Origin of the sequence: Pelosinus sp. UFO1 (genome assembly GCF_000725345.1) — a bacterium.
GTDB lineage: Bacteria > Bacillota > Negativicutes > DSM-13327 > DSM-13327 > Pelosinus.
In genome coordinates, this window is record NZ_CP008852.1 from 1,910,418 (window position 1) to 1,928,861 (window position 18,444).

Below are 18,444 nucleotides of genomic sequence, written 5' to 3' on the forward strand. Positions count from 1 at the left end.
TGTAACGATATAGAATGTCATGAATGTCCTGTATGCCATCACCGTTTTGATAATTGCTGCGAGTGCTGTAAGTGTGGTTGTAAACATGATTACTACTGGTAGATTTATGGGCGTCCTTCAGGGCGCTTTTTCTATAAAAAAATAAACCACGCTTTGGCGACGCGTGGTTGCAAGAGGTTGGGGAATTAGTGGATTAGTTTAAAAATTAGCAACTAGAGAAAGAGTCTTCACCGCAACAAGAGAATAACAAGATGATGATGATAATTATAATAATACAGCTAGAACCGCCAAAACCATTGCGACCGCCGCTTCCAAAACCGAATCCCATAAGTATTCCTCCTTTTTATCTACACTCACTACATTGTATGATAGCTAATTGCAGGAGGTGAGTACAATATAGCCGGTGATAATCAATTTAATATAATTATTTAAGCAACCATCGCATAACATAGACCGATTGAAAATAACTCAAAAAGAAGATGTCATAAAAACACAGCAAAAAGCGGGCGTTTCATACGCCCGCTATGGATTGATACGTTATTATTTTAAGGTAAACCTGTTATCTCTAGGATGCTAGCCATGTTTACCAATGAATATTTGATTGCTCGCCATCGGAATAATTTTTATAATGAGTTCGATTTTCTAAAACTTTATATCCATTCAATTCATAACGATGACGCCAATTTAGCAAGGTTGATTTATTAATATCATATTTCTTAGCAATATCTAAAAGTGTAGTCTGACTCGTTTCAATTTCTTGCAATATAACTAGTTTTTCTGCTGCACTATATTGATTTATTTTTGACATTAAAATGCTCCCCTTTCGGTAGTAGGTTTTTTATTATTTAACCTGTCTACCTATAGGGGAGAATATCCAATACGCAAGGGTTGAGGTCATTTTAAACCATCACAGGGGATACGGCTCTTGCACCTGGCATAACGGCAATTATTACTGAAAATTTAAAATTAGAGTTGCTGCCGTACAGATTATTCGGCAAAATAATCTTTGTAATGATATAAAGCAGGTGATCCGCCTGTATGAACAAAGACTACATTCTCGCCTTTCTTAAAGCGACCTTGACGAATCAGCCCAATTAGTCCTGAGAAAGATTTGCCAGTATATACAGGGTCTAATAAGATTGCTTCCGTTCTAGCCATCAGTCTAACAGCTTCTACCATTGCAGACGTAGCTAACGAATATCCTGATCCAACGTATCCCTCAACACACTCAATAATTTCTTCAGGGAATTGAAGTCCAAACCGTGCTGCTGTCAATACGGCGTCTTTAATGATTATCGGGCGTTGGGTTTCATTCGGTCTGCTGATATTGATACCTACTACCGGAATGCCAGTATTATTTCCCCAAAAGCCTACTGCTAATCCCCCATGAGTACCACCGCTGCCGCTAGTGCAAACCACGCAGTCAATATTTAGACCTTTATCAAAGGCTTGCTCTAAAATTTCTTCTGCACAGGCGACATAGCCCAATGATCCTACAGCATTGGAACCGCCACCGGGAATAATATATGGTTTTCCGCCTTTTTTGCGAACATCTTCAGCTACTTTTTCCATGGCTTCCATCATATTAGACCCACCAGGAACAACAGTAATTCCTGCAACACCCATTAGGTGAAATAAAAAGTTATTTCCAGATGCATTCTCGTTGTAACTGCCAGATACCCGCTCCTCAATTACAAGGTGGCAAGGCATCCCTTCTTTACAGGCTGCCGCTAGCGTTAGGCGAGCGTGATTGGACTGAACAGCACCACAGGTAATCAGTGTATCGGCACCTTTAGCTAAAGCATCCGCAACTAGGAACTCTAGCTTGCGTGTTTTGTTGCCGCCACCTGCCAGCCCAAGCATATCATCTCTTTTAATCCAAATATTCGGACCATCTAATGCCTCGGTAAGACGAGGTAAAAATTCTAATGGAGTTTGTCCCTCAGTATAACGTCGACGTGGAAATTGTGCAAGATTCAATGTTTTTTCCTCCTCTCTATAAATCTTCTTTATCTAGTTCTAAGTATAGACTATAATTAATAATAACCAAAATAATTTATTTCTATGTTTATTATAAGTTAATGCTTATGATAAGCATAGAAATAAATACCAATATAAGGGGATTGATATAATGGATCAGTCTTTGCTTGTCTTTATCACAGTTGTGGAAAAAAAGAGTTTTACACGTGCGGCAGATGCACTACATATGACACAACCAGCGGTTAGTCAATATATTCAAATGCTAGAAAGAAACGTTGGGACAAAACTATTGGACCGTAATAATAAGTATGTGCAATTGAATAAAGCCGGGGAAATTGTCTATCACCACGCAAACGAGATCATTGGCCTCTATACACAAATGCAGAATCTAATAGATGACACGCTGAATAAGGCTAGCGGCAACCTATCCATAGGTGCAAGTTATACCTTCGGAGAATACGTACTGCCTCATATTGTGGCCTATTTACGCGCAAAACATCCCCTGATAAAGCCCAAAATCACTATAGCAAATACAAAAAGAATTTCCGAGTGGGTAGCAAACCGCCAGTTAGATATTGGAATCGTTGATGGCGAGGTTCAACATAATAATTTACACATGGAAGCATTTGCCGATGATCTAATGTATATAGTTGCTGCCGCCAATAAGCCATGTGCAAATCAACACACACAGAAGATAGCTGATTTTAAAAATGAGACTTGGATTATTCGCGAAGAAACGTCCGGAACACGAGAAGCAACGGAAAAAATGTTTTCTGGGTTAAACTTTTATCCGGAAAACATTATGGAGTTTGGAAGTACACAAATCATTAAGGAATCTGTGCAGGCAGGACTGGGTATTACATTATTATCACATTGCACAATCCAAAATGAAGTATCGTTAGGCATCCTTAAGATAATCGATGTGGTCGGGAGTCCTTTTAAACGAAAGTTTTCGTTAATTACACCTCCTACTCGATTCAAAACAAAAATTACAACAGTCTTTATAGACGTTTTGCGAGACCATAAAGGCTTACCTAACTTTTTTGGAAAACCTATTTGATACCACCCATATTCCACCGGTAGCTTCAACTGTCGGTTAGGCAACTCCGTTAACACTAAGCACTACACTTGCGCCGGAAGGGGCAGTCCCTGATACAGTTGTATCTATTGCTGTTACTATTCCTGTTACTATTCCGGAGATTATTGGTACGCCAAGAGTTTTTTTATCATTTCAATATTGTTCTCAAGTTCGGTCAACTCCGATGAACTTTATCTGACTGCTGTTGTGCATTCGGCTTTTGGGAGCTTTTGCCGCAAGCAGCTAATTGGGTAAGTATTATTATTACAAATATTGAAAATAAGATGGGTATATCACTGATCCCTAGTGGGAATATAACAAAAGAACTTTCTGATGGCAAATTTACAATTCTTTCTGAGTTTCCAACCTCTGAACTTACAGGTGGTGCTATACTAATTAAAAATGGGGAATTAAATAAAGCTTCTAAATTAGTACTGGAATACTTTAAAAAAGATGTTGCTTCCTCTCGTTATTATCACTAAATGTTAATCTTCACTCATAGCAAAAGCTCCCTGTTCTCGGGGAGCTTTTGTGTATTTATGTCCTTATAAGCTATAAGTTGGTATGACTACCGCCACAATACGGCTCCACTAGAAACACTAGAACATTGTTGACACAGTCAACTAAATGTGTTGTTGTAATTGTTGATAAAGTCCACTAAAAGGGGAGGGCCTATAATGGACGTAAATGATAATGTCATAGCAGATATAAGGTATTTCAATAGATTTTATACTAATATACTTGGTGTGTTAGATAGGACTGTGTTGGATACCGGATATTCTTTAACAGAGGCACGGGTCATTATAGAAATCGGTATGATGGGGCAGTGTATAGCAAGCAATTTGGTCGATATCTTGGAAATTGATCGCAGCTACTTGAGTAGAATAATTGCTAAGCTCGGCAAAGATGGACTTCTCATAAAGGAAGATTCTACCGTAGATAACAGAACAAGTTTGATTAGTTTGACCTCAAAAGGGACTGAACTATATAAGCAACTGAATGAAAAATCTGATGAACAAATAATGAGATTATTGCAAGGTTTATCACAGAAAGAAATTAAGGAAATACATGCTTCGATGTTGTTAATTCAGAAGAAATTGGAGAGGATTAAAAGATGATACGATTTGAGAGTGACTATACAGAAGGTGCTCATAAGCGCATTATAAAACGATTAGTGGAAACCAATGAAGAGCAGACACCAGGTTACGGAATGGATGAACACTGTGAAAAAGCCAGAGCTTATATTAGAAAAGCATGTCATGCAGAGAATGCAGGTATACACTTTTTAGTCGGAGGAACACAGGAGAATACTACTATTATCGCTTCAATCTTGCGCCCGCATCAAGGTGCAGTTGCTGAAAAAGGATTTTCTTTCTGATTCTATGACAAATCAGCAGTTTCCAATATTACCGAATGAAGTGTTAATCAAATTGAGCGAGAAATATTCTTATTCTTACTGGGAAAAAGTCGATGCAAGTCACAGTGCTGTGAGATTTTGCACCAGTTGGGCTACGAAGAAAGAAAACGTTGAAATGCTGATAAAGGATATTAAGGCATTACAATTTTTAAATTCGGCGGTTTAGAAGTAAATTCAAAGCCGTCCTTTTCCATTTTCATTACTAATGACGGGAAAATCATCAGGGGACTTAGTTTTAACTGCTTTTATCATAAGATTACTCCATGAATATATGGTCTACTATTAGGAAAACTATATTGGGTGATTCTATGCGGATATTTTTTGCGGTAGCATTTATTGTAGCTGCTTGGCGAAAAAGTAAACCTTGTTTAGAGAGGTAAGGTAAGTATGAGCGGCTTTCCAACGGATGAACAACTCGCACAGATGACAAAAGAATTGACACAGGCGCGTATTGAAAACTGGCTGGCAACAGACTTATTCACCTGGCAGTGGTGGTTTATCCTAGCTACATTCGTAATTCCCTGGATCATCTTTTACTATATAGGAGATAGAAAACAGTTACCCAAACTGTTATTGTACGGTACTCTCCTTATGTTATTAATAATTTCCCTCGACCGCTTTGGCTTTGAGATTGGACTTTGGTACTATCCGTTTAGATTACTGCCAGTTGGTCCACTGACTGCCTATATTGATGTTAGTCCGCTGCCTATTATCTATATGCTGGAATATCAGTATTTTCCAAGATGGAAGGATTTTGTTAAGGTGTCTATTGTGACTGGTTTCGTATTTTCTTTCTGTTTTGAACCTTTTCTAATAGCTGTAGGATTATATGTCCCTGTACGATGGGAGCATCATTTTAGTTTACCTTTTTATATCCTTATGCCAGTTTTGATGAGGCTGGCTGTGGAAAAGATATTTGCCTCTGCAAAAGAACCGTCATAAACAGTAAAAAAACGTTAACTTTTAAATCGAGGATTTACTTGAAAAAAAGAAGATGCCATAAAAGCACAGCAGAAAGCGGGCGTTTTATACGCCCGCTTTGGATTGATCCGTTATTCTTTTAAGGTAAACCTGTTATCTCTAGGATGCCAGCCATGTTTACCAATGTATATTTCATTGCTCGCCATGTCATGGCCGTCTTTATTGACATCAAAAGTTAAGGTATCTCCTCCTCTTACTTTGAAATCTAATTCATCAATCCCACGACCTGTGAAATGGAAGCGAATTGTGTTACGGTCACGATCTACTTTCACGAAATCACCATTTTCCAGATCCCTGTCGTCAATGTCGTAAAAGCGTCCATCGGTTCGAATTACGCCAGAAAATACATGTTGGTTACGAAAGTTAGTTGTTTTTAAATGAAACTCGTCATTGCGATTATGCCATACGGAGAGGCCAGGGGGATTTTGTTGTGGACGGCCCTCGGAACGGTCACTCCAGGCAAAAGCGGTTCCTGATAAGGTAACAAGGAAGCAGGTGAGCAGTGCTAAGCAAGATAATTTTTTCATATGTACCATCTCCTCAATCTTGATCTGATATTACTATATTACAAAACTTTGACAAAAATATGACAAAGGGAAGAATTAGGAAAAGTATAGAGAGAAATCCGCAAACATACAGAATTAACTGTACACCTGCGGATTTCTTTATGTCCCTATATTAATGAAATTGAGTCAGGGGGCGGTTCGTTGACTCGTAGTGCTACCCGATAAATGAATTTGGTGATTAGGGATTTTTTAATCGTGTTAAAAGCTTATTAGACTTACTTTGGTTAGTGTCGCTCGATTTCGTGTTCCCGGACTGTTAAGCATATGCCATGCAGTATACTGTTCGGCAAACGGATTGCGAGCGGACATGCAGTCAACTGGAATAATAACATCGTAGCCCCGGAAACTAGCACTAGTGGCTGTATGAAGAACTGCGCCGTTAGCAGCATAGCCAGTAATAATAACAGTTTTAACACCATTCTCTTGTAATATTTTATTTAAGTTGGTCTTGTAAAACTTATCAACGTTTGACCTCACAATAGGATCATCTGGTGTAGGGGCTATTTGCCTTATAATATCCGCGGGGTATCCTGTATGTGTTAGGCTATAGACAACTAGCATGCCTTCCCTGCGGACTATTGTCAATAGATCATTAATCTTAGAGATGGAGGCTAGACAACGGGGATTATTGCATATAGAGGTCTCCATATCCAAAATTAGTAGGGCACTAGTTTCCGGAGTAATCACAACTGGTTTCAGCTCAGGTGGGAGGGGAGTAGGAATGGTTTCCCATTCATCAATGATTGTTTGGTCCTCTACTCCCGCCTGGTTGTCCGATTGAAACCAGTAGTCACTATAATTATGACTATCGTATTCACACCATTCATCACATTTAGGACAATAATATCTCATATTAATCCTCCTAAGACACTCCGATACTTTACTATATATTATGCATCAGAACTGAAAAAGACAGCACCAGTCATGATGCTGCTTCCAAATTGCTATTAGGTAATTTAATGGTAATGAAAAAATAACAGATCATTATTTATGTAAAAGAAATTAGCAGCTGTCTCATTGCATGTTCAATGTGTTAAATAAAACGTTACTGCCGACAGAATTTACTTCTTAGTAAATGTAATAATATGGTATAATAACTATACAGGTTGTTGGGGGACGGTTAGCCACACCCTTTTGAAAGGGGGTGGTATGATGACAATATTTGAGGCGATGTATCTTATGATAGCATTTGCAACACTTATTGTTTTAATCATAAAAAAGAAATAACCGCCCCTCTCTAAAGTTCGCGGTTATTTCACATACCCAAGGACTGGGCTAACCGTTTCCGGTTAGGCAACTTGTAGGGGCTGGCGTGTATCGAGCACGTCAGTCCTTTTATTATAGTATACTCATTTGGAAAAAAATATGCAACCAATAGGCAAAAATAATGAGTAGAGAAAGTCATTTTTCATGGTCCATGTACTTGCAATTATACCCAGAAGTACTATAATTAGTAATAGGTGGAAATTAAAAAAGTCGCCGTGTCCTGAGAGTGGTGGAACACTCCCAGGCACGAGCAGGTGTACTCGGCACCTACACGTAACAGCTAGCTGTCTACGACGACAATTTATTATACCGTGATCTTTCCTTGAAAACAAGGGAAGGTACGTTCGGAGTAGTAAAATTGTGGGTCTTAGCAGAGGCTTAGCGTCTGCATGCAATCAAGACGAAGCAAAGCGCATGTGTAGGTTGAATAACCTCGCATGCGCTCTTTTAATTTCCCCTGAAACAAACTGTATGTTGGTTTCTTCTATCCTGAGCTTCGGATAGAAGAAACCTTCTACAGGATGAAGATGGGGGGATATAAATTGGGTTCAGTACAAGGTAAGAGAAAAGGTAAAAGTACCGCACCGGTGTGTGGCGGGGACTCCTCCTCGCCACCATGGATGGGAGGCATCTCCATTTACGAGGGACAAAATTCGGTTTCTGGAAAAATGAGGATACTGTAGATGTATAAAACCTACAGAACAACGAAAGACACAATTATGGGGGCGGAAACAGAGAGCACTGATATTTCACTTAAGTTGATTACAGATTTAGATGAGAAAGAATATGTGATGGTCAAGAGGCAAAAGGAAGTTGCTATATATAGTCTTTTGCTGGTTGGCAACGTCACTGAAATAGTTCACGGCGTTTCATTCAAAGAGTATAGAGACATTACCTATGCAAGACTAGATAAGGAATTATTAGAGCAAGGAATCAAACCCAAGAAAAGGCTATAATTTCTATCGGAAGTCTTTCACAAAAAAAGGCCGAACTAGCTTATGCTAGTTCGGCCTTAACCTTACATAAAATCATAAATAATTGAACCAAACTTTTCACTCACCATTTTGATAAACAGTTGCGCGGCTTTAGAAACGTAGGCATTTTTTTGAACCGCCACGCACATTGTCCAGTAAGGTGAATAACTTTCATCGATGTAGTAGTAGTCAGGATGATAGTCACCTGGAAATAGCTTTAAATATTGATGAGGGACAAAGGTTACACCAATGCCCTCAGAGGCTAGTCGTCTTGCGGTTTCAAAGCTTTTAGTGGTTAATGAAATGGTTGGATTGATATTGGCTTTTTGTAAGATCAGGTCAGAAATCTGCCTGATTTTTTGTTCTTTGTGTAACATGACAAAGGGTTCGCTGGCAAACAGAGGAAGGTCTATTTTCGGATACTCTAATCCTTTAACACTTACAGCGTATTGACGCAAAGGGTGATCTTTTTTGGTTGCCAGAATAATTGGGTCTTTAAATAAAGGATAAATATTTATATTTTGACTGTTGGAGTGATCGCTAAACGGTAAGGTATGCATAATAGCAAAGTCAATTTCTCCCGAGGACAAGGCCTTGTCTAGTTCAGTCGAATTTCTTTCAACAAGAAATATTTCTATATTGGAACATTGTTGCTTAAAAGCAGGCAAAATAACCGGCAATATATATGTAGCAAGATAAACGGTAATACCGACTGTAATTCTGCCCTTTTTCAAATTATTTATATCACTGACCTCGATTTCAAAATCGCTATAGATCTTCATGATATCAGTAGCAATTTGATAATATCTTTCTCCCGCAAAGGTCAGAAGTAGACCGGTATTTGTACGTTTAAACAACTTGGTGCCGAGGTTAGTTTCAATCTTTTGGATACAATGGCTGAGAGAAGGCTGGCTCAAAAATAGCTTTTTTGCAGCTTTGGAAATACTTTGCTCTTCTGCGATTGTTTTTACATATAGTAATTCACGTTCTGTCATAGTAGTTCATCTACCTCTTCTATTTTATTTAAAGAAATACTTTATATTTTTGCAATTTCCAGGAAGGCAGCTTTCTATTTACCGCTATTGGGGAGCGAGTTTGTTAGCGATATAGAAAAAAACTATAGGAGATATAAAACAATAAGTATTTGAGTATACCCAGCCCTCATTATATAATTTGAAATATAAAAAAACAAGAATTTTCACAATACATATATTATTGAAGAATTTTTCATGTCCATGTTCTTAGATGTAAGAATTCCATTGGACGAACACAAGACAATATTACAAGCTTGCAAGTGAAGAATTGTAAGGATGAAATTTTTGGATTTTTTTTATTACAACTAGGTATACCGTGAATAGTAAATGTCAAAGTAATACAAAAACATTAGTAGAAAGAAGCGTGATTTGTATGGTTGAACTATTAGATAAAGGTGTTTATCTTTTGCAGGGACAGGTAATTTTAGAAGATGCCGATAAGTTAGGACTACAAGAAGTTAATAATCGTTTGGCTTATGAGGGACTTGAGCTGCTAGCAGAGTCCGGTATTAATCATGAACAAGCTCGTGCTGGCACAATTGCCCATCAAATCCTTAGCGCTCATAATACGATCGCTGACAAACAGAATTTGAGAATAAAATTTGATGCCTTGACCTCCCATGATATTACCTATGTTGGTATTATCCAGACAGCTTCTGCCAGTGGTATGAAGGAATTCCCTGTGCCATACGTTTTGACAAATTGTCATAACAGTCTATGTGCTGTTGGTGGAACAATCAATGAAGATGACCATGTTTTTGGTTTATCTGCGGCTCGGAAGTATGGGGGAATTTTTGTTCCCGCACATCAAGCGGTTATTCATCAATACATGAGAGAAATGATGGCCGGTTGCGGTAAAATGATCCTCGGTTCTGACAGTCACACTCGCTATGGTGCACTGGGAACGATGGCAATTGGTGAAGGCGGTGGAGAACTTGCCAAGCAACTGGTAAAACGTACTTATGATATCGCTTATCCTGATGTGGTTGCGGTATATCTTGAAGGTTCTCCAGTGCCAGGTGTCGGACCTCAGGATATTGCCCTTGCTATCATTAAGGCCGTCTTTAAAAATGGCTTTGTTAAAAATAAGGTCATGGAGTTTGTAGGGCCTGGCATTAGCAATCTTACGGTAGATTACCGTAATGGAATTGATGTTATGACTACTGAAACTACTTGCTTAACTTCAATCTGGCGCACAGATGAAAAGGTAAAAGAATATTTTGAAATTCATGCTCGTCCTGAAGCGTATAGCAAATTAGACCCTAAATCAGTGGCTTACTATGATGGTTTGATAAAAGTAGATCTAGGCCGCATTCAACCGATGATTGCGCTGCCTTTCCATCCTAGCAATGCATGGACTATTGCTGAATTCAATCAAAATTCACTTGCTATTTTAAAGCAAGTTGAAGAAGAAGGTCGCAAGCTAATTAATAATCCGAACATTAAATTCCAATTAACAGATAAGTTAGTAAACGGTCGATTGAAAGTAGATCAAGCTGTAGTTGCTGGTTGTGCTGGTGGAACTTATGAAAATATTGTGGCTGTAGCCCAAATCCTTGGAGAAAAATCCCTTGGCGATTTCCCTTTAAGCGTTTATCCATCTAGCCAACCAGTATTTTTGGGACTGATGAATAATCGTTCTATTGAAAAATTAACAATCGCAGGTGCTAGCATCCGATCCGCTTTCTGTGGACCTTGTTTTGGTGCTGGTGACGTTCCGTCCAATAATGCCCTTAGCATTCGTCACACCACGCGTAATTTCATAAATCGTGAGGGCTCTAAACCAGATAATGGTCAGTTGTCTTCTGTAGCATTGATGGATGCTCGTTCCATTGCGGCTACTGCCTTGAATGATGGCATATTAACTGCAGCCACTGATGTTGCAACGTTGCTGTCACCGACACCAGCATATAAATTCAACCAAGAAATATACAAAAACCGAGTGTATCAAGGATTTGGTACTCCACGTTCTGAAGAAGAGTTAGTGTTTGGACCTGGTATTATTCCATGGTCTAAAATGCGTCCACTGACAGAAAACTTGTTACTTAAAGTAGCAACAGTCATTTATGATCCAGTTACTACGACTGATGAATTAATACCTTCTGGTGAAACTTCATCCTACCGATCGAATCCTCTGAGACTTGCTGAGTTTACCTTGTCTCGTAAAGATCCAGCTTATGTGGGGAGAGCTAAGGCAATTCAGGCAATTGAGTTACAACGCCAAGAATTGCTAGCTGCGGGTAAAGTTCCAGAGGGCATGGATGAACTATTCTTACCTATTTTAGAAAATGGTCATATGAACCCAGAAGAGGTACAAGAGTTAATCAGCAAAACTGGGCTAGGAAGTCTTGTCTTTGCAATCAAGCCTGGTGATGGTTCGGCCCGCGAACAGGCTGCTTCCTGCCAAAAGGTTCTGGGAGGAGATGCTAATGTTGCCATTGAGTATGCTACAAAACGATATCGTAGTAATCTGATTAATTGGGGAGTGGTGCCCTTCACAATAGATGAAGCTGATAAATTTAAATTCACAGTGGAGGATTTGCTATACATTCCCAAGATTCGTCAGGCAATAAAGAATGGTGACGAAAGAGTGAAGGCTTACATTGTTAATGCGAGTGGCAAAGTTGCCGTTGAGTTGAAACTTGAAAATCTTTCGAAAGATGATAGAGATATTATTTTGGCTGGATGCTTAATTAATTATTATGCCAAATAAAAGATGATTAGTGGTAGAGGATGGCTAGCCATCCTCAGCCATGTTCTTTAACGGTAAGATTGTTAATTTTTTTTTAGATTTATTGTTTGGAATATTTAGAACAAGCGAGTTGCGACTCATTGAGGAGGGAAGCTGGAGAATAAACTACATATTAGGGTGCTTGTAATGAAACATAAAATATTGGAGGTTGAATATGTTAATTGTACTGAGTATTATTGTTGTTTTTATTACAGTTTATTGCTTAGTTAAGCAGTATGAGACACGTCTGGTTCTATTCTGTTCAGGTGTTATACTCGCCCTTATGGGTGGTGACGTTATGGGTCCATTTAAAGCTTTTTCCCATGCCATGCTAGAAAGCAAACTATTTGAAGCTATTATATCCGTGATGGGTTTTGCCTTTGTTATGAAACTAACCGAGTGTGATAAACATCTTATTAATTTACTAATTAAGCCTTTGAAAAAGGCTGGACCACTATTGATTCCAGCAACGACGCTAGTTACTCTATTTATTAATACGTCAATTACGAGTTCTGCAGGTTGCTCAGCAGCTGTGGGCGCAATATTGATCCCCCTCCTTATGGCGGCAGGTGTTCATCCAGCAATTGCTGCTGCGTCTATATATGCGGGAACATATGGAGCCATATTTAACCCAGGTTATGCACAAGTAGCGATTATTGTCGATGTAGCAAAATCTACGCCAGTAGCTGTTGTAGCCAACCATTTTACAGCACTGCTCACTGCTGGAGTTATTGGTGCTTTTAGTTTGCTTGCAGTCGCCTACGTGCGTAAAGAAAACAACGGCTATGAGCTGCCCGCAGAAAAAATGGTAGAAGATACTACAGGTACCTTTAAAGTGAATGTGATACGTGCTTTTATTCCGCTTCTTCCTATCCTTCTGCTAGTGTTGGGAAGCATGAATGTAATTCCAGCTTTTAAGCAATTGCAAATTTCTCACGCTATGATTATTGGTGTATTTTGCGCCTTCATCGTGACAAGGGTCAGCCCACAGAAAATTTCCAAAGAATTTTGGAAAGGTGTAGGAGATTCTTTTGGTCATGTATTTGGGATTATTATTTGTGCCTTGGTTTTCGTGGGCGGTCTGAGCTCAGTTGGTCTGATTCAGGCGTTGATTAGCCTTATGATTTCTAATCCTTCCATTGCTAAAATAAGCTCAGCAGTCGGTCCATTTCTATTAGGAGTCATGAGTGGTTCTGGTGATGCAGCGGCAGTTGCATTTAATAAGGCGGTCACTCCTGAGGCTGCTAAGTTTGGTTTAACGTCTATGGATATGGGAAGTATGGCTGCTATTGGTGGTGCCCTTGGACGTTCCATGTCACCAGTTGCTGGTGGATTGATTATTTGTTCAACCTTGGCTGGTGTTTCACCTATGGAAGTTGCTAAACGCAATGCTCCTGGTATGATCCTAGCTTGTATCGCTACCCTAATCTTGTTGTTATACCGGTAGAGATAGGCAAGACATACAATATGAGATCCTTCGGGGGTGCTTTTCTTATGCAAAAAAATAAACCACGCTTTGGTGAAGCGTGGCTGGCAAGAGCTCAGAGTTTAGCGGATGTTACATTAACAACTAGAGGATGAGTCTTCATCAAAATAGAATAATAATAAGAGGATAATAACCCAGCCGAAACTACCGAAGAATCTATTGCGGGGAAAACAACCAAAGCCCATATGTATGCCTCCTTTGTAGTTACTAATACAATGTATGATAGTTAAATGCAGGAGGCGAGTAATGTAGTCGATGATAATCAATTAATTAATACAGTTACTGAAAGTAGCCACCGGTTCAAACATAGACCGGTGGCTATTGCTATTCAAATAGAAGAGAGACGAATTCTACAATAAAGAGCTACTGACATATAGCCAATAGCCCATCACATCAATTTCAATAACCTAGCGGATACCTAAAAAACGATTTTTTATTAACCAGTGGATAATATTATTAGTAAGTGGCGTAGTTATGGTAAAAACCGACTTCTACATTGTCTAGGCTGGCGAGGGCTTCATCGGTCAGGACAGCAGTTGAGAAATATAGGGTAAGCAGATAGGAGGTAAGGGCCTTGTTGTCAATGCCCATCGTACGCAGCGACAGACTCGGCAGAATTTCATCAGGGATGCCTAATTGGTGCAGTCCGACGACCCCTTGTTCTTCCTCTCCCAGGCGCATTAAAAGTATGCTGGTTGTTCCCACATAGCACCCGCTTTTTGCCTTGCCATTTACCATCAGCTTATTACAGGGCACGATAGGTACACCACGCCAAGTCATGAAAGGAGAACCATGGAGCGTTACGGTAGCAGGCGGGACGCCACGTTTAGTACATTCACGCCCGAAGGCGGCAATGGCTTTTGGATGAGCTAGAAACAGGGCGGGCTTTTTCCAAACTCTTGAGAGCAATTCATCCATATCATCAGGAGTAGGAGGGCCATAGCGAGGTTGTAAGCGCATAGATGGTGCTACCGAATGAAGCAGACCGAAGTCTTTATTATTGATAAGTTCCCATTCTTGTTGTTCTTTCATGGCTTCTACGGTCAGCCGTACTTGCTCTTTTAGTTGATCAATCGGGTCGTTGTAAAGATCGGTAACACGGGTATGTATTTTTAAAACTGTTTGTATGATACTCAGAGGATATTCCCTCGGTTCTTCGATATAATCGACGAAGGTTTCTGGTAGTATACATTCACCTTTGTGTCCGGCCTGGATACTAATCTTGTGTTCGCCATGTTCGTTGACTTTGGAGCTCCATTCAGCCTTAACTTGCGCGGTATCTTCCAGTCGTTTGCCAAGCTCTGGTTTTTGGCGAACAAGGGCTTCAAATTCGGCTTGATCCAGTGCCAGAACAGAACAGTTGGATAAAGCCGTGATGGTTGCGGTACAGGGCTTGGTGTCCAACAAAGCAAATTCGCCAAAGAAATCGCCAGTAGATAAGATGGCTAGCTGCAACTTTTGTCCACGGTCTCCTACTGTAGTTGCTTCGACAGCTCCATTGGCGATAATAAAGAGTTTAGTACCTGTTGCCCCTTCATGGATGATTTCTTGATGCCGCTCATATTGTTCTAGAATAAATTTATTCGCCAGTTGGTCCATTTCCTCATCTGTGGTGTTAGAAAATAAGGGTATTTTTCGCAGCTGATCAGCTGCCACGCTGAATTCACCAGTATTTTTCGTAACATGAACTTTGCCTTCTTCTTTAAACAAAACTTTTATTCGATTGGCTCGGTAGGTTCCGGAATTAACTTGAACCCAAGGCAGGAATTGAAGAATCCATCGTGGGGTAATTTCCTCCATCATAGGAAGTGACTTAGTAGTGGTAGCCAAATTTCTGGCCACTTGGGTACTTAGGCTTTCCTGGTCATTAATTAAATCGCTACTCATTTATTTAGCCTCCTTGATTCTATTGAATGGATTTTCGGATGGCCCAAACCAATTTTTCGATTTCCGAAAAGGTATTATAAAAGGCGATTGATGGCCTTATTGTGCTCTCTAAACCAAAACTACGCAGTGAGGGCTGGGCACAGTGGTGTCCAACACGTAACGCGATACCTTGTTTGTCTAGAAATTCAGCGATTCTTTCGGAGGGAACACCTGGCACGACAAAGGACAAGATACCGGCTTTATGGGTTGATGTGCCTACGAGGTGTAGTTTAGGGATGTTGCCTAAGGCTTCTGTGGCATAGGACAATAGATTTTTTTCATACCTTTCGATTTTACTAAATCCCAGATTGGTGAGGTAGTCGATAGCAGCCCCTAAACCGACTGCTCCTGAGATATGACCGGTTCCCGCTTCGAATTTGTTAGGGAGGGAGTTGAACGTGGTATTCTCAAAGGTGACGTCTTTAATCATATTACCACCGCCTTGCCAAGGTGGCATTGCTTCAAGTAGATCTTTCTTTCCATACAACACACCAATTCCTGTCGGACCGAACAGTTTATGTCCGGAAAAGGCATAGAAATCAACCCCCAAATCCTGAACGTTAGTTTGGAAATGGGGCAGACCTTGCGCTCCATCGACCAGTACCGGGATGTTGCGGCTATGGGCCATATCAATGATGGTTTTGATGGGTATGACTGTTCCTAGGGAGTTGGAAACGTGGGGGATGGCAATCAAACGAGTTTTAGGACTGAGCAGTTTTTCATATTCCTCTATAATAAGTTCGGCGTGTTCATTTACGGGAATCACCCGTAATATGGCGTCTTTCTCCTCGCACAATAATTGCCAAGGCACAATGTTGGCATGATGGTCCAATATACTGACGATAATTTCATCACCCGGCCCAACGATCCTCCGTCCGTAACTTTGGGCAACGAGATTGATGGCTTCCGTAGCACCTCGCACGAACACAATTTCATCTGGGGAACTCGCGCCGATCAGATTCATAACTTTTTTTCGAGCCCCTTCATAAGCGTCAGTAGCTCGTTTGGCTAATGTATGGGCGCCGCGGTGTACATTTGAGTTATCTTGGGAGTAAAACTGAGCAACAGCGGTTATAACGCTTTGCGGTTTTTGGGTTGTGGCGGCATTGTCTAACCAGATGAGCGGTCGACCGTTTACTTGTTGGTGAAGTGCCGGAAAATCTCTGCGGATAGCCTCAACGTCTAACTCCTGACTAGTAAGTGTCAATGGAGCCGAACTTGGGGTCAAAAAATAGTAACTCCCAGTTTCATCGAAACTTGCCGGTGAATCGGGTAAGGAGGATGATGCCAATGAATTGCGGATTTCTGTTAGAAAGTTCGGCTGTGTTAATTGATGGGAATTGATGCACTGCGCGGGAAAAGCAGTTTGCATACAGCTTTGCTTGGCTAGTTGGTCAATCGGGCTCCAGTTCCAGTGATTTTTCGCTGATACTAGGCCATCCTCTTTCGTCATAAATACCCCCCCTCTGTTGACTGAATACTGGCATTTGCAGTGCGCTGCGAACAAAGCAAATAAGTATCTGCATAAATAATATTCGGATGATTGTGGTATAGAACCAAATTATACAAACGAATGAAAAGATGCGGCAATTTTGTACAAATTGTCGCATCTTCTATCTGGTTTTATTGGTGATTAGGGAATGATGTGATGATCAGGAAATTGTTTATCAATAAGGGGTGGAGAATGTAATAATTTAATACAAAAAAAAAAGTAGAGAAAGCAAAAAAGAAGTATCTGGGGTAGTAGCTGATAAAAGTCCGAAAAATCACCTGTGAATTGCATATATTTTTAAAATTAAAGGATAATATTGTCTTTTATTGAATAAGATGAAAGTATATTTGGAATTTTCGGAAAACAATAAGGGGGTGATTGTAATAGAAACTACCACTAGAATATTTAGTAAGGATGGAACTGCAGCAATTGTTATATCTGATGATAGATTTCTTTTCTTAAATCTAAAAACAAAACAAGGTAAAACGATTGGTACAACAAGAAAGGAAGCACTAGAACAATTACGCAATATGGGTAAAATTGACGATTTCCCAAATATATAAGGCTAAGCATCCTTCGGGGGTGCTTTTCTTATGAAAAAGAGATAAACCACGCTTTGGTGAAGCGTGGTTGGCAAGAGGTTGGGGATTTAGTGGATTAGTTTATAAAAATTAACAACTAGAGGAAGAGTCATCACAGCCACAGAATAATAACAAGAGGATAATTATAATAATTATACAACTGGAACCGCCGAAGCCATTGCGGCCGCCTCCGAAACCACCGAAGCCCATATGTATTCCTCCTTTTTATTTATAACACATTGTATGTTAGTAAAATGCAGGAGGTGAGTACTATATAGCGATTATAATCAAATTAATTTAATTACTTAAGCAGCCACCAGAGAAACCCAGAAGGTGGCTTTTTTATTTTTCCAACTTAGGAGTTCTTCGTGGATTCAATAGCCATAGTTTTATGTGTCTTTACAATGAGGGATACCACAGTTTGGGAAGTTTATGATTGACCATTGCTCAATCATACTTAGAGCAGGAAAAAGATTTTTGCCCATTTCAGTTAAGAAATACTCCACACGAGGAGGAACTTCAGGAAAAACTTTTTTTTGAATAAGACCGTCGATTTCTAGTTCGTTAAGTTTCTCAGTAAGCACCTTCTGGCTGATGTTGCCAGTAATTCTTTGAAGTTCTAGAAATCTTTTCGGACCTTCATGTAAATGACATAGAATAACAGCTTTCCATTTTCCTCTTATTAATTCAAAAGCTAAATCTAAATGACATACAAATTTTTTATCTCTATAATGTAGCATGATTTCTCCTTCTCAAAATTGTGGACCGATATAGTAAAAGTATATCAGATTTGGAGTTGAGTGCAAATTTAATTAATGGGGAGATTTTTTTTGAGATTAACTGTTGGAAAGCCTTGATAAAATACATTTCATACATTTAGGTAAGTTAACATACTTAAAAGTGCGTACTTGCCCGGCATAAACGTATAAAGT

At 39.7% G+C, this 18,444-nt stretch carries 19 protein-coding genes; 10 read left to right on the forward strand and 9 right to left on the reverse strand.

Annotated elements, in window-relative coordinates:
- Nucleotides 1-205: 205 nt before the first annotated feature.
- From UFO1_RS25950 to UFO1_RS08810, 3 genes are all read right to left on the reverse strand, one after another.
- Nucleotides 206-328, reverse strand: a complete 123-nt coding sequence (locus UFO1_RS25950) for a hypothetical protein (RefSeq protein ID WP_256380535.1) — start codon at nucleotides 326-328, stop codon at nucleotides 206-208.
- Nucleotides 329-583: 255 nt separating this feature from the next.
- Complete coding sequence (locus tag UFO1_RS08805) at nucleotides 584-808, reverse strand: transposase (RefSeq protein WP_038670074.1); 225 nt, start codon at nucleotides 806-808, stop codon at nucleotides 584-586.
- Nucleotides 809-987: 179 nt separating this feature from the next.
- Entirely contained in the window at nucleotides 988-1,980 is a 993-nt protein-coding gene (locus tag UFO1_RS08810) for a D-cysteine desulfhydrase (protein WP_038670075.1), read from the reverse strand.
- 151 nt (nucleotides 1,981-2,131) lie between these two features.
- Here UFO1_RS08810 and UFO1_RS08815 point away from each other — a divergent pair, with 151 nt between their 5' ends.
- The 5 genes from UFO1_RS08815 to UFO1_RS08840 all read left to right on the forward strand — a co-directional run bounded on the left by UFO1_RS08815 (nucleotide 2,132) and on the right by UFO1_RS08840 (nucleotide 5,417).
- Nucleotides 2,132-3,040: a LysR family transcriptional regulator gene (locus UFO1_RS08815; RefSeq protein ID WP_038670076.1), complete on the forward strand. Its 909-nt coding sequence runs from the start codon at nucleotides 2,132-2,134 to the stop codon at nucleotides 3,038-3,040.
- A gap of 248 nt (nucleotides 3,041-3,288) precedes the next feature.
- Nucleotides 3,289-3,540, forward strand: coding sequence for a hypothetical protein (locus UFO1_RS08820; RefSeq protein ID WP_038670077.1), 252 nt, complete (start codon nucleotides 3,289-3,291; stop codon nucleotides 3,538-3,540).
- Nucleotides 3,541-3,735: 195 nt separating this feature from the next.
- Complete coding sequence (locus UFO1_RS08825) at nucleotides 3,736-4,176, forward strand: MarR family winged helix-turn-helix transcriptional regulator (protein ID WP_201771061.1); 441 nt, start codon at nucleotides 3,736-3,738, stop codon at nucleotides 4,174-4,176.
- Nucleotides 4,173-4,436 carry a hypothetical protein gene (locus UFO1_RS25715; RefSeq protein WP_038670078.1) on the forward strand — a complete coding sequence of 88 codons (264 nt, stop codon included), beginning with the start codon at nucleotides 4,173-4,175 and terminating at the stop codon, nucleotides 4,434-4,436. The genes UFO1_RS08825 and UFO1_RS25715 overlap by 4 nt, the downstream gene beginning before the upstream one ends.
- Nucleotides 4,437-4,862: 426 nt before the next feature.
- The gene (locus UFO1_RS08840; RefSeq protein WP_038670080.1) at nucleotides 4,863-5,417 is read left to right on the forward strand and encodes a CBO0543 family protein; all 555 of its coding nucleotides are present in this window, start codon (nucleotides 4,863-4,865) and stop codon (nucleotides 5,415-5,417) included.
- Between the two features lie 110 nt (nucleotides 5,418-5,527).
- Here the strand turns inward: UFO1_RS08840 and UFO1_RS08845 are convergent, their stop codons facing one another.
- Nucleotides 5,528-5,983: a hypothetical protein gene (locus UFO1_RS08845; protein WP_038670081.1), complete on the reverse strand. Its 456-nt coding sequence runs from the start codon at nucleotides 5,981-5,983 to the stop codon at nucleotides 5,528-5,530.
- A 237-nt stretch (nucleotides 5,984-6,220) separates the two neighbouring features.
- Nucleotides 6,221-6,874, reverse strand: coding sequence for a cysteine hydrolase (locus tag UFO1_RS08850; protein WP_038670082.1), 654 nt, complete (start codon nucleotides 6,872-6,874; stop codon nucleotides 6,221-6,223).
- Between the two features lie 300 nt (nucleotides 6,875-7,174).
- Between UFO1_RS08850 and UFO1_RS25955 the strand changes: the two genes are divergently transcribed.
- Together UFO1_RS25955 and UFO1_RS08855 are read left to right on the forward strand one after the other, a co-directional pair.
- A complete protein-coding gene (locus tag UFO1_RS25955; RefSeq protein ID WP_256380546.1) occupies nucleotides 7,175-7,249 on the forward strand; it encodes a putative holin-like toxin in 75 nt (24 codons plus the stop codon).
- Between the two features lie 722 nt (nucleotides 7,250-7,971).
- Nucleotides 7,972-8,244 (forward strand): hypothetical protein, encoded by a 273-nt coding sequence (locus tag UFO1_RS08855; RefSeq protein WP_038670083.1) that lies wholly within the window; start codon nucleotides 7,972-7,974, stop codon nucleotides 8,242-8,244.
- Between the two features lie 62 nt (nucleotides 8,245-8,306).
- On the opposite strand, the gene UFO1_RS08860 is transcribed toward UFO1_RS08855, so the two are convergent.
- Nucleotides 8,307-9,257, reverse strand: a complete 951-nt coding sequence (locus UFO1_RS08860) for a LysR family transcriptional regulator (protein WP_038670084.1) — start codon at nucleotides 9,255-9,257, stop codon at nucleotides 8,307-8,309.
- A gap of 412 nt (nucleotides 9,258-9,669) precedes the next feature.
- Here UFO1_RS08860 and UFO1_RS08865 point away from each other — a divergent pair, with 412 nt between their 5' ends.
- Both UFO1_RS08865 and dcuC read left to right on the forward strand, forming a co-directional pair.
- Complete coding sequence (locus UFO1_RS08865) at nucleotides 9,670-12,009, forward strand: hydratase (RefSeq protein ID WP_038670085.1); 2,340 nt, start codon at nucleotides 9,670-9,672, stop codon at nucleotides 12,007-12,009.
- A gap of 193 nt (nucleotides 12,010-12,202) precedes the next feature.
- On the forward strand, nucleotides 12,203-13,474 hold the full coding sequence (gene dcuC / locus UFO1_RS08870) for a C4-dicarboxylate transporter DcuC (protein ID WP_038670086.1): 1,272 nt from the start codon (nucleotides 12,203-12,205) through the stop codon (nucleotides 13,472-13,474).
- A gap of 495 nt (nucleotides 13,475-13,969) precedes the next feature.
- On the opposite strand, the gene UFO1_RS08875 is transcribed toward dcuC, so the two are convergent.
- Together UFO1_RS08875 and UFO1_RS08880 are read right to left on the reverse strand one after the other, a co-directional pair.
- Nucleotides 13,970-15,400 (reverse strand): family 2B encapsulin nanocompartment shell protein, encoded by a 1,431-nt coding sequence (locus UFO1_RS08875; protein WP_038670087.1) that lies wholly within the window; start codon nucleotides 15,398-15,400, stop codon nucleotides 13,970-13,972.
- A gap of 19 nt (nucleotides 15,401-15,419) precedes the next feature.
- Nucleotides 15,420-16,892 carry a cysteine desulfurase gene (locus UFO1_RS08880; RefSeq protein WP_051788876.1) on the reverse strand — a complete coding sequence of 491 codons (1,473 nt, stop codon included), beginning with the start codon at nucleotides 16,890-16,892 and terminating at the stop codon, nucleotides 15,420-15,422.
- 365 nt (nucleotides 16,893-17,257) lie between these two features.
- On the opposite strand from UFO1_RS08880, the gene UFO1_RS08885 reads away from it, so the two are divergent.
- A complete protein-coding gene (locus UFO1_RS08885) occupies nucleotides 17,258-17,494 on the forward strand; it encodes a hypothetical protein (protein WP_038670088.1) in 237 nt (78 codons plus the stop codon).
- A gap of 407 nt (nucleotides 17,495-17,901) precedes the next feature.
- Here the strand turns inward: UFO1_RS08885 and UFO1_RS08890 are convergent, their stop codons facing one another.
- Nucleotides 17,902-18,252, reverse strand: a complete 351-nt coding sequence (locus UFO1_RS08890; RefSeq protein WP_038670089.1) for a helix-turn-helix domain-containing protein — start codon at nucleotides 18,250-18,252, stop codon at nucleotides 17,902-17,904.
- Between the last annotated feature and the right edge of the window lie 192 nt (nucleotides 18,253-18,444).

What these genes read in the sequence shown, in the direction of transcription:
- UFO1_RS25950 (WP_256380535.1), bottom strand. Translation starts at nt 328, where the DNA reads ATGGGATTCGGTTTTGGAAGCGGCGGTCGCAATGGTTTTGGCGGTTCT.
- UFO1_RS08805 (WP_038670074.1), bottom strand. Translation starts at nt 808, where the DNA reads ATGTCAAAAATAAATCAATATAGTGCAGCAGAAAAACTAGTTATATTG.
- UFO1_RS08815 (WP_038670076.1), top strand. Translation starts at nt 2,132, where the DNA reads ATGGATCAGTCTTTGCTTGTCTTTATCACAGTTGTGGAAAAAAAGAGT.
- UFO1_RS08825 (WP_201771061.1), top strand. Translation starts at nt 3,736, where the DNA reads ATGGACGTAAATGATAATGTCATAGCAGATATAAGGTATTTCAATAGA.
- UFO1_RS25715 (WP_038670078.1), top strand. Translation starts at nt 4,173, where the DNA reads ATGATACGATTTGAGAGTGACTATACAGAAGGTGCTCATAAGCGCATT.
- UFO1_RS08840 (WP_038670080.1), top strand. Translation starts at nt 4,863, where the DNA reads ATGAGCGGCTTTCCAACGGATGAACAACTCGCACAGATGACAAAAGAA.
- UFO1_RS08845 (WP_038670081.1), bottom strand. Translation starts at nt 5,983, where the DNA reads ATGAAAAAATTATCTTGCTTAGCACTGCTCACCTGCTTCCTTGTTACC.
- UFO1_RS08850 (WP_038670082.1), bottom strand. Translation starts at nt 6,874, where the DNA reads ATGAGATATTATTGTCCTAAATGTGATGAATGGTGTGAATACGATAGT.
- UFO1_RS08855 (WP_038670083.1), top strand. Translation starts at nt 7,972, where the DNA reads ATGTATAAAACCTACAGAACAACGAAAGACACAATTATGGGGGCGGAA.
- UFO1_RS08860 (WP_038670084.1), bottom strand. Translation starts at nt 9,257, where the DNA reads ATGACAGAACGTGAATTACTATATGTAAAAACAATCGCAGAAGAGCAA.
- UFO1_RS08865 (WP_038670085.1), top strand. Translation starts at nt 9,670, where the DNA reads ATGGTTGAACTATTAGATAAAGGTGTTTATCTTTTGCAGGGACAGGTA.
- dcuC (WP_038670086.1), top strand. Translation starts at nt 12,203, where the DNA reads ATGTTAATTGTACTGAGTATTATTGTTGTTTTTATTACAGTTTATTGC.
- UFO1_RS08875 (WP_038670087.1), bottom strand. Translation starts at nt 15,400, where the DNA reads ATGAGTAGCGATTTAATTAATGACCAGGAAAGCCTAAGTACCCAAGTG.
- UFO1_RS08880 (WP_051788876.1), bottom strand. Translation starts at nt 16,892, where the DNA reads ATGACGAAAGAGGATGGCCTAGTATCAGCGAAAAATCACTGGAACTGG.
- UFO1_RS08890 (WP_038670089.1), bottom strand. Translation starts at nt 18,252, where the DNA reads ATGCTACATTATAGAGATAAAAAATTTGTATGTCATTTAGATTTAGCT.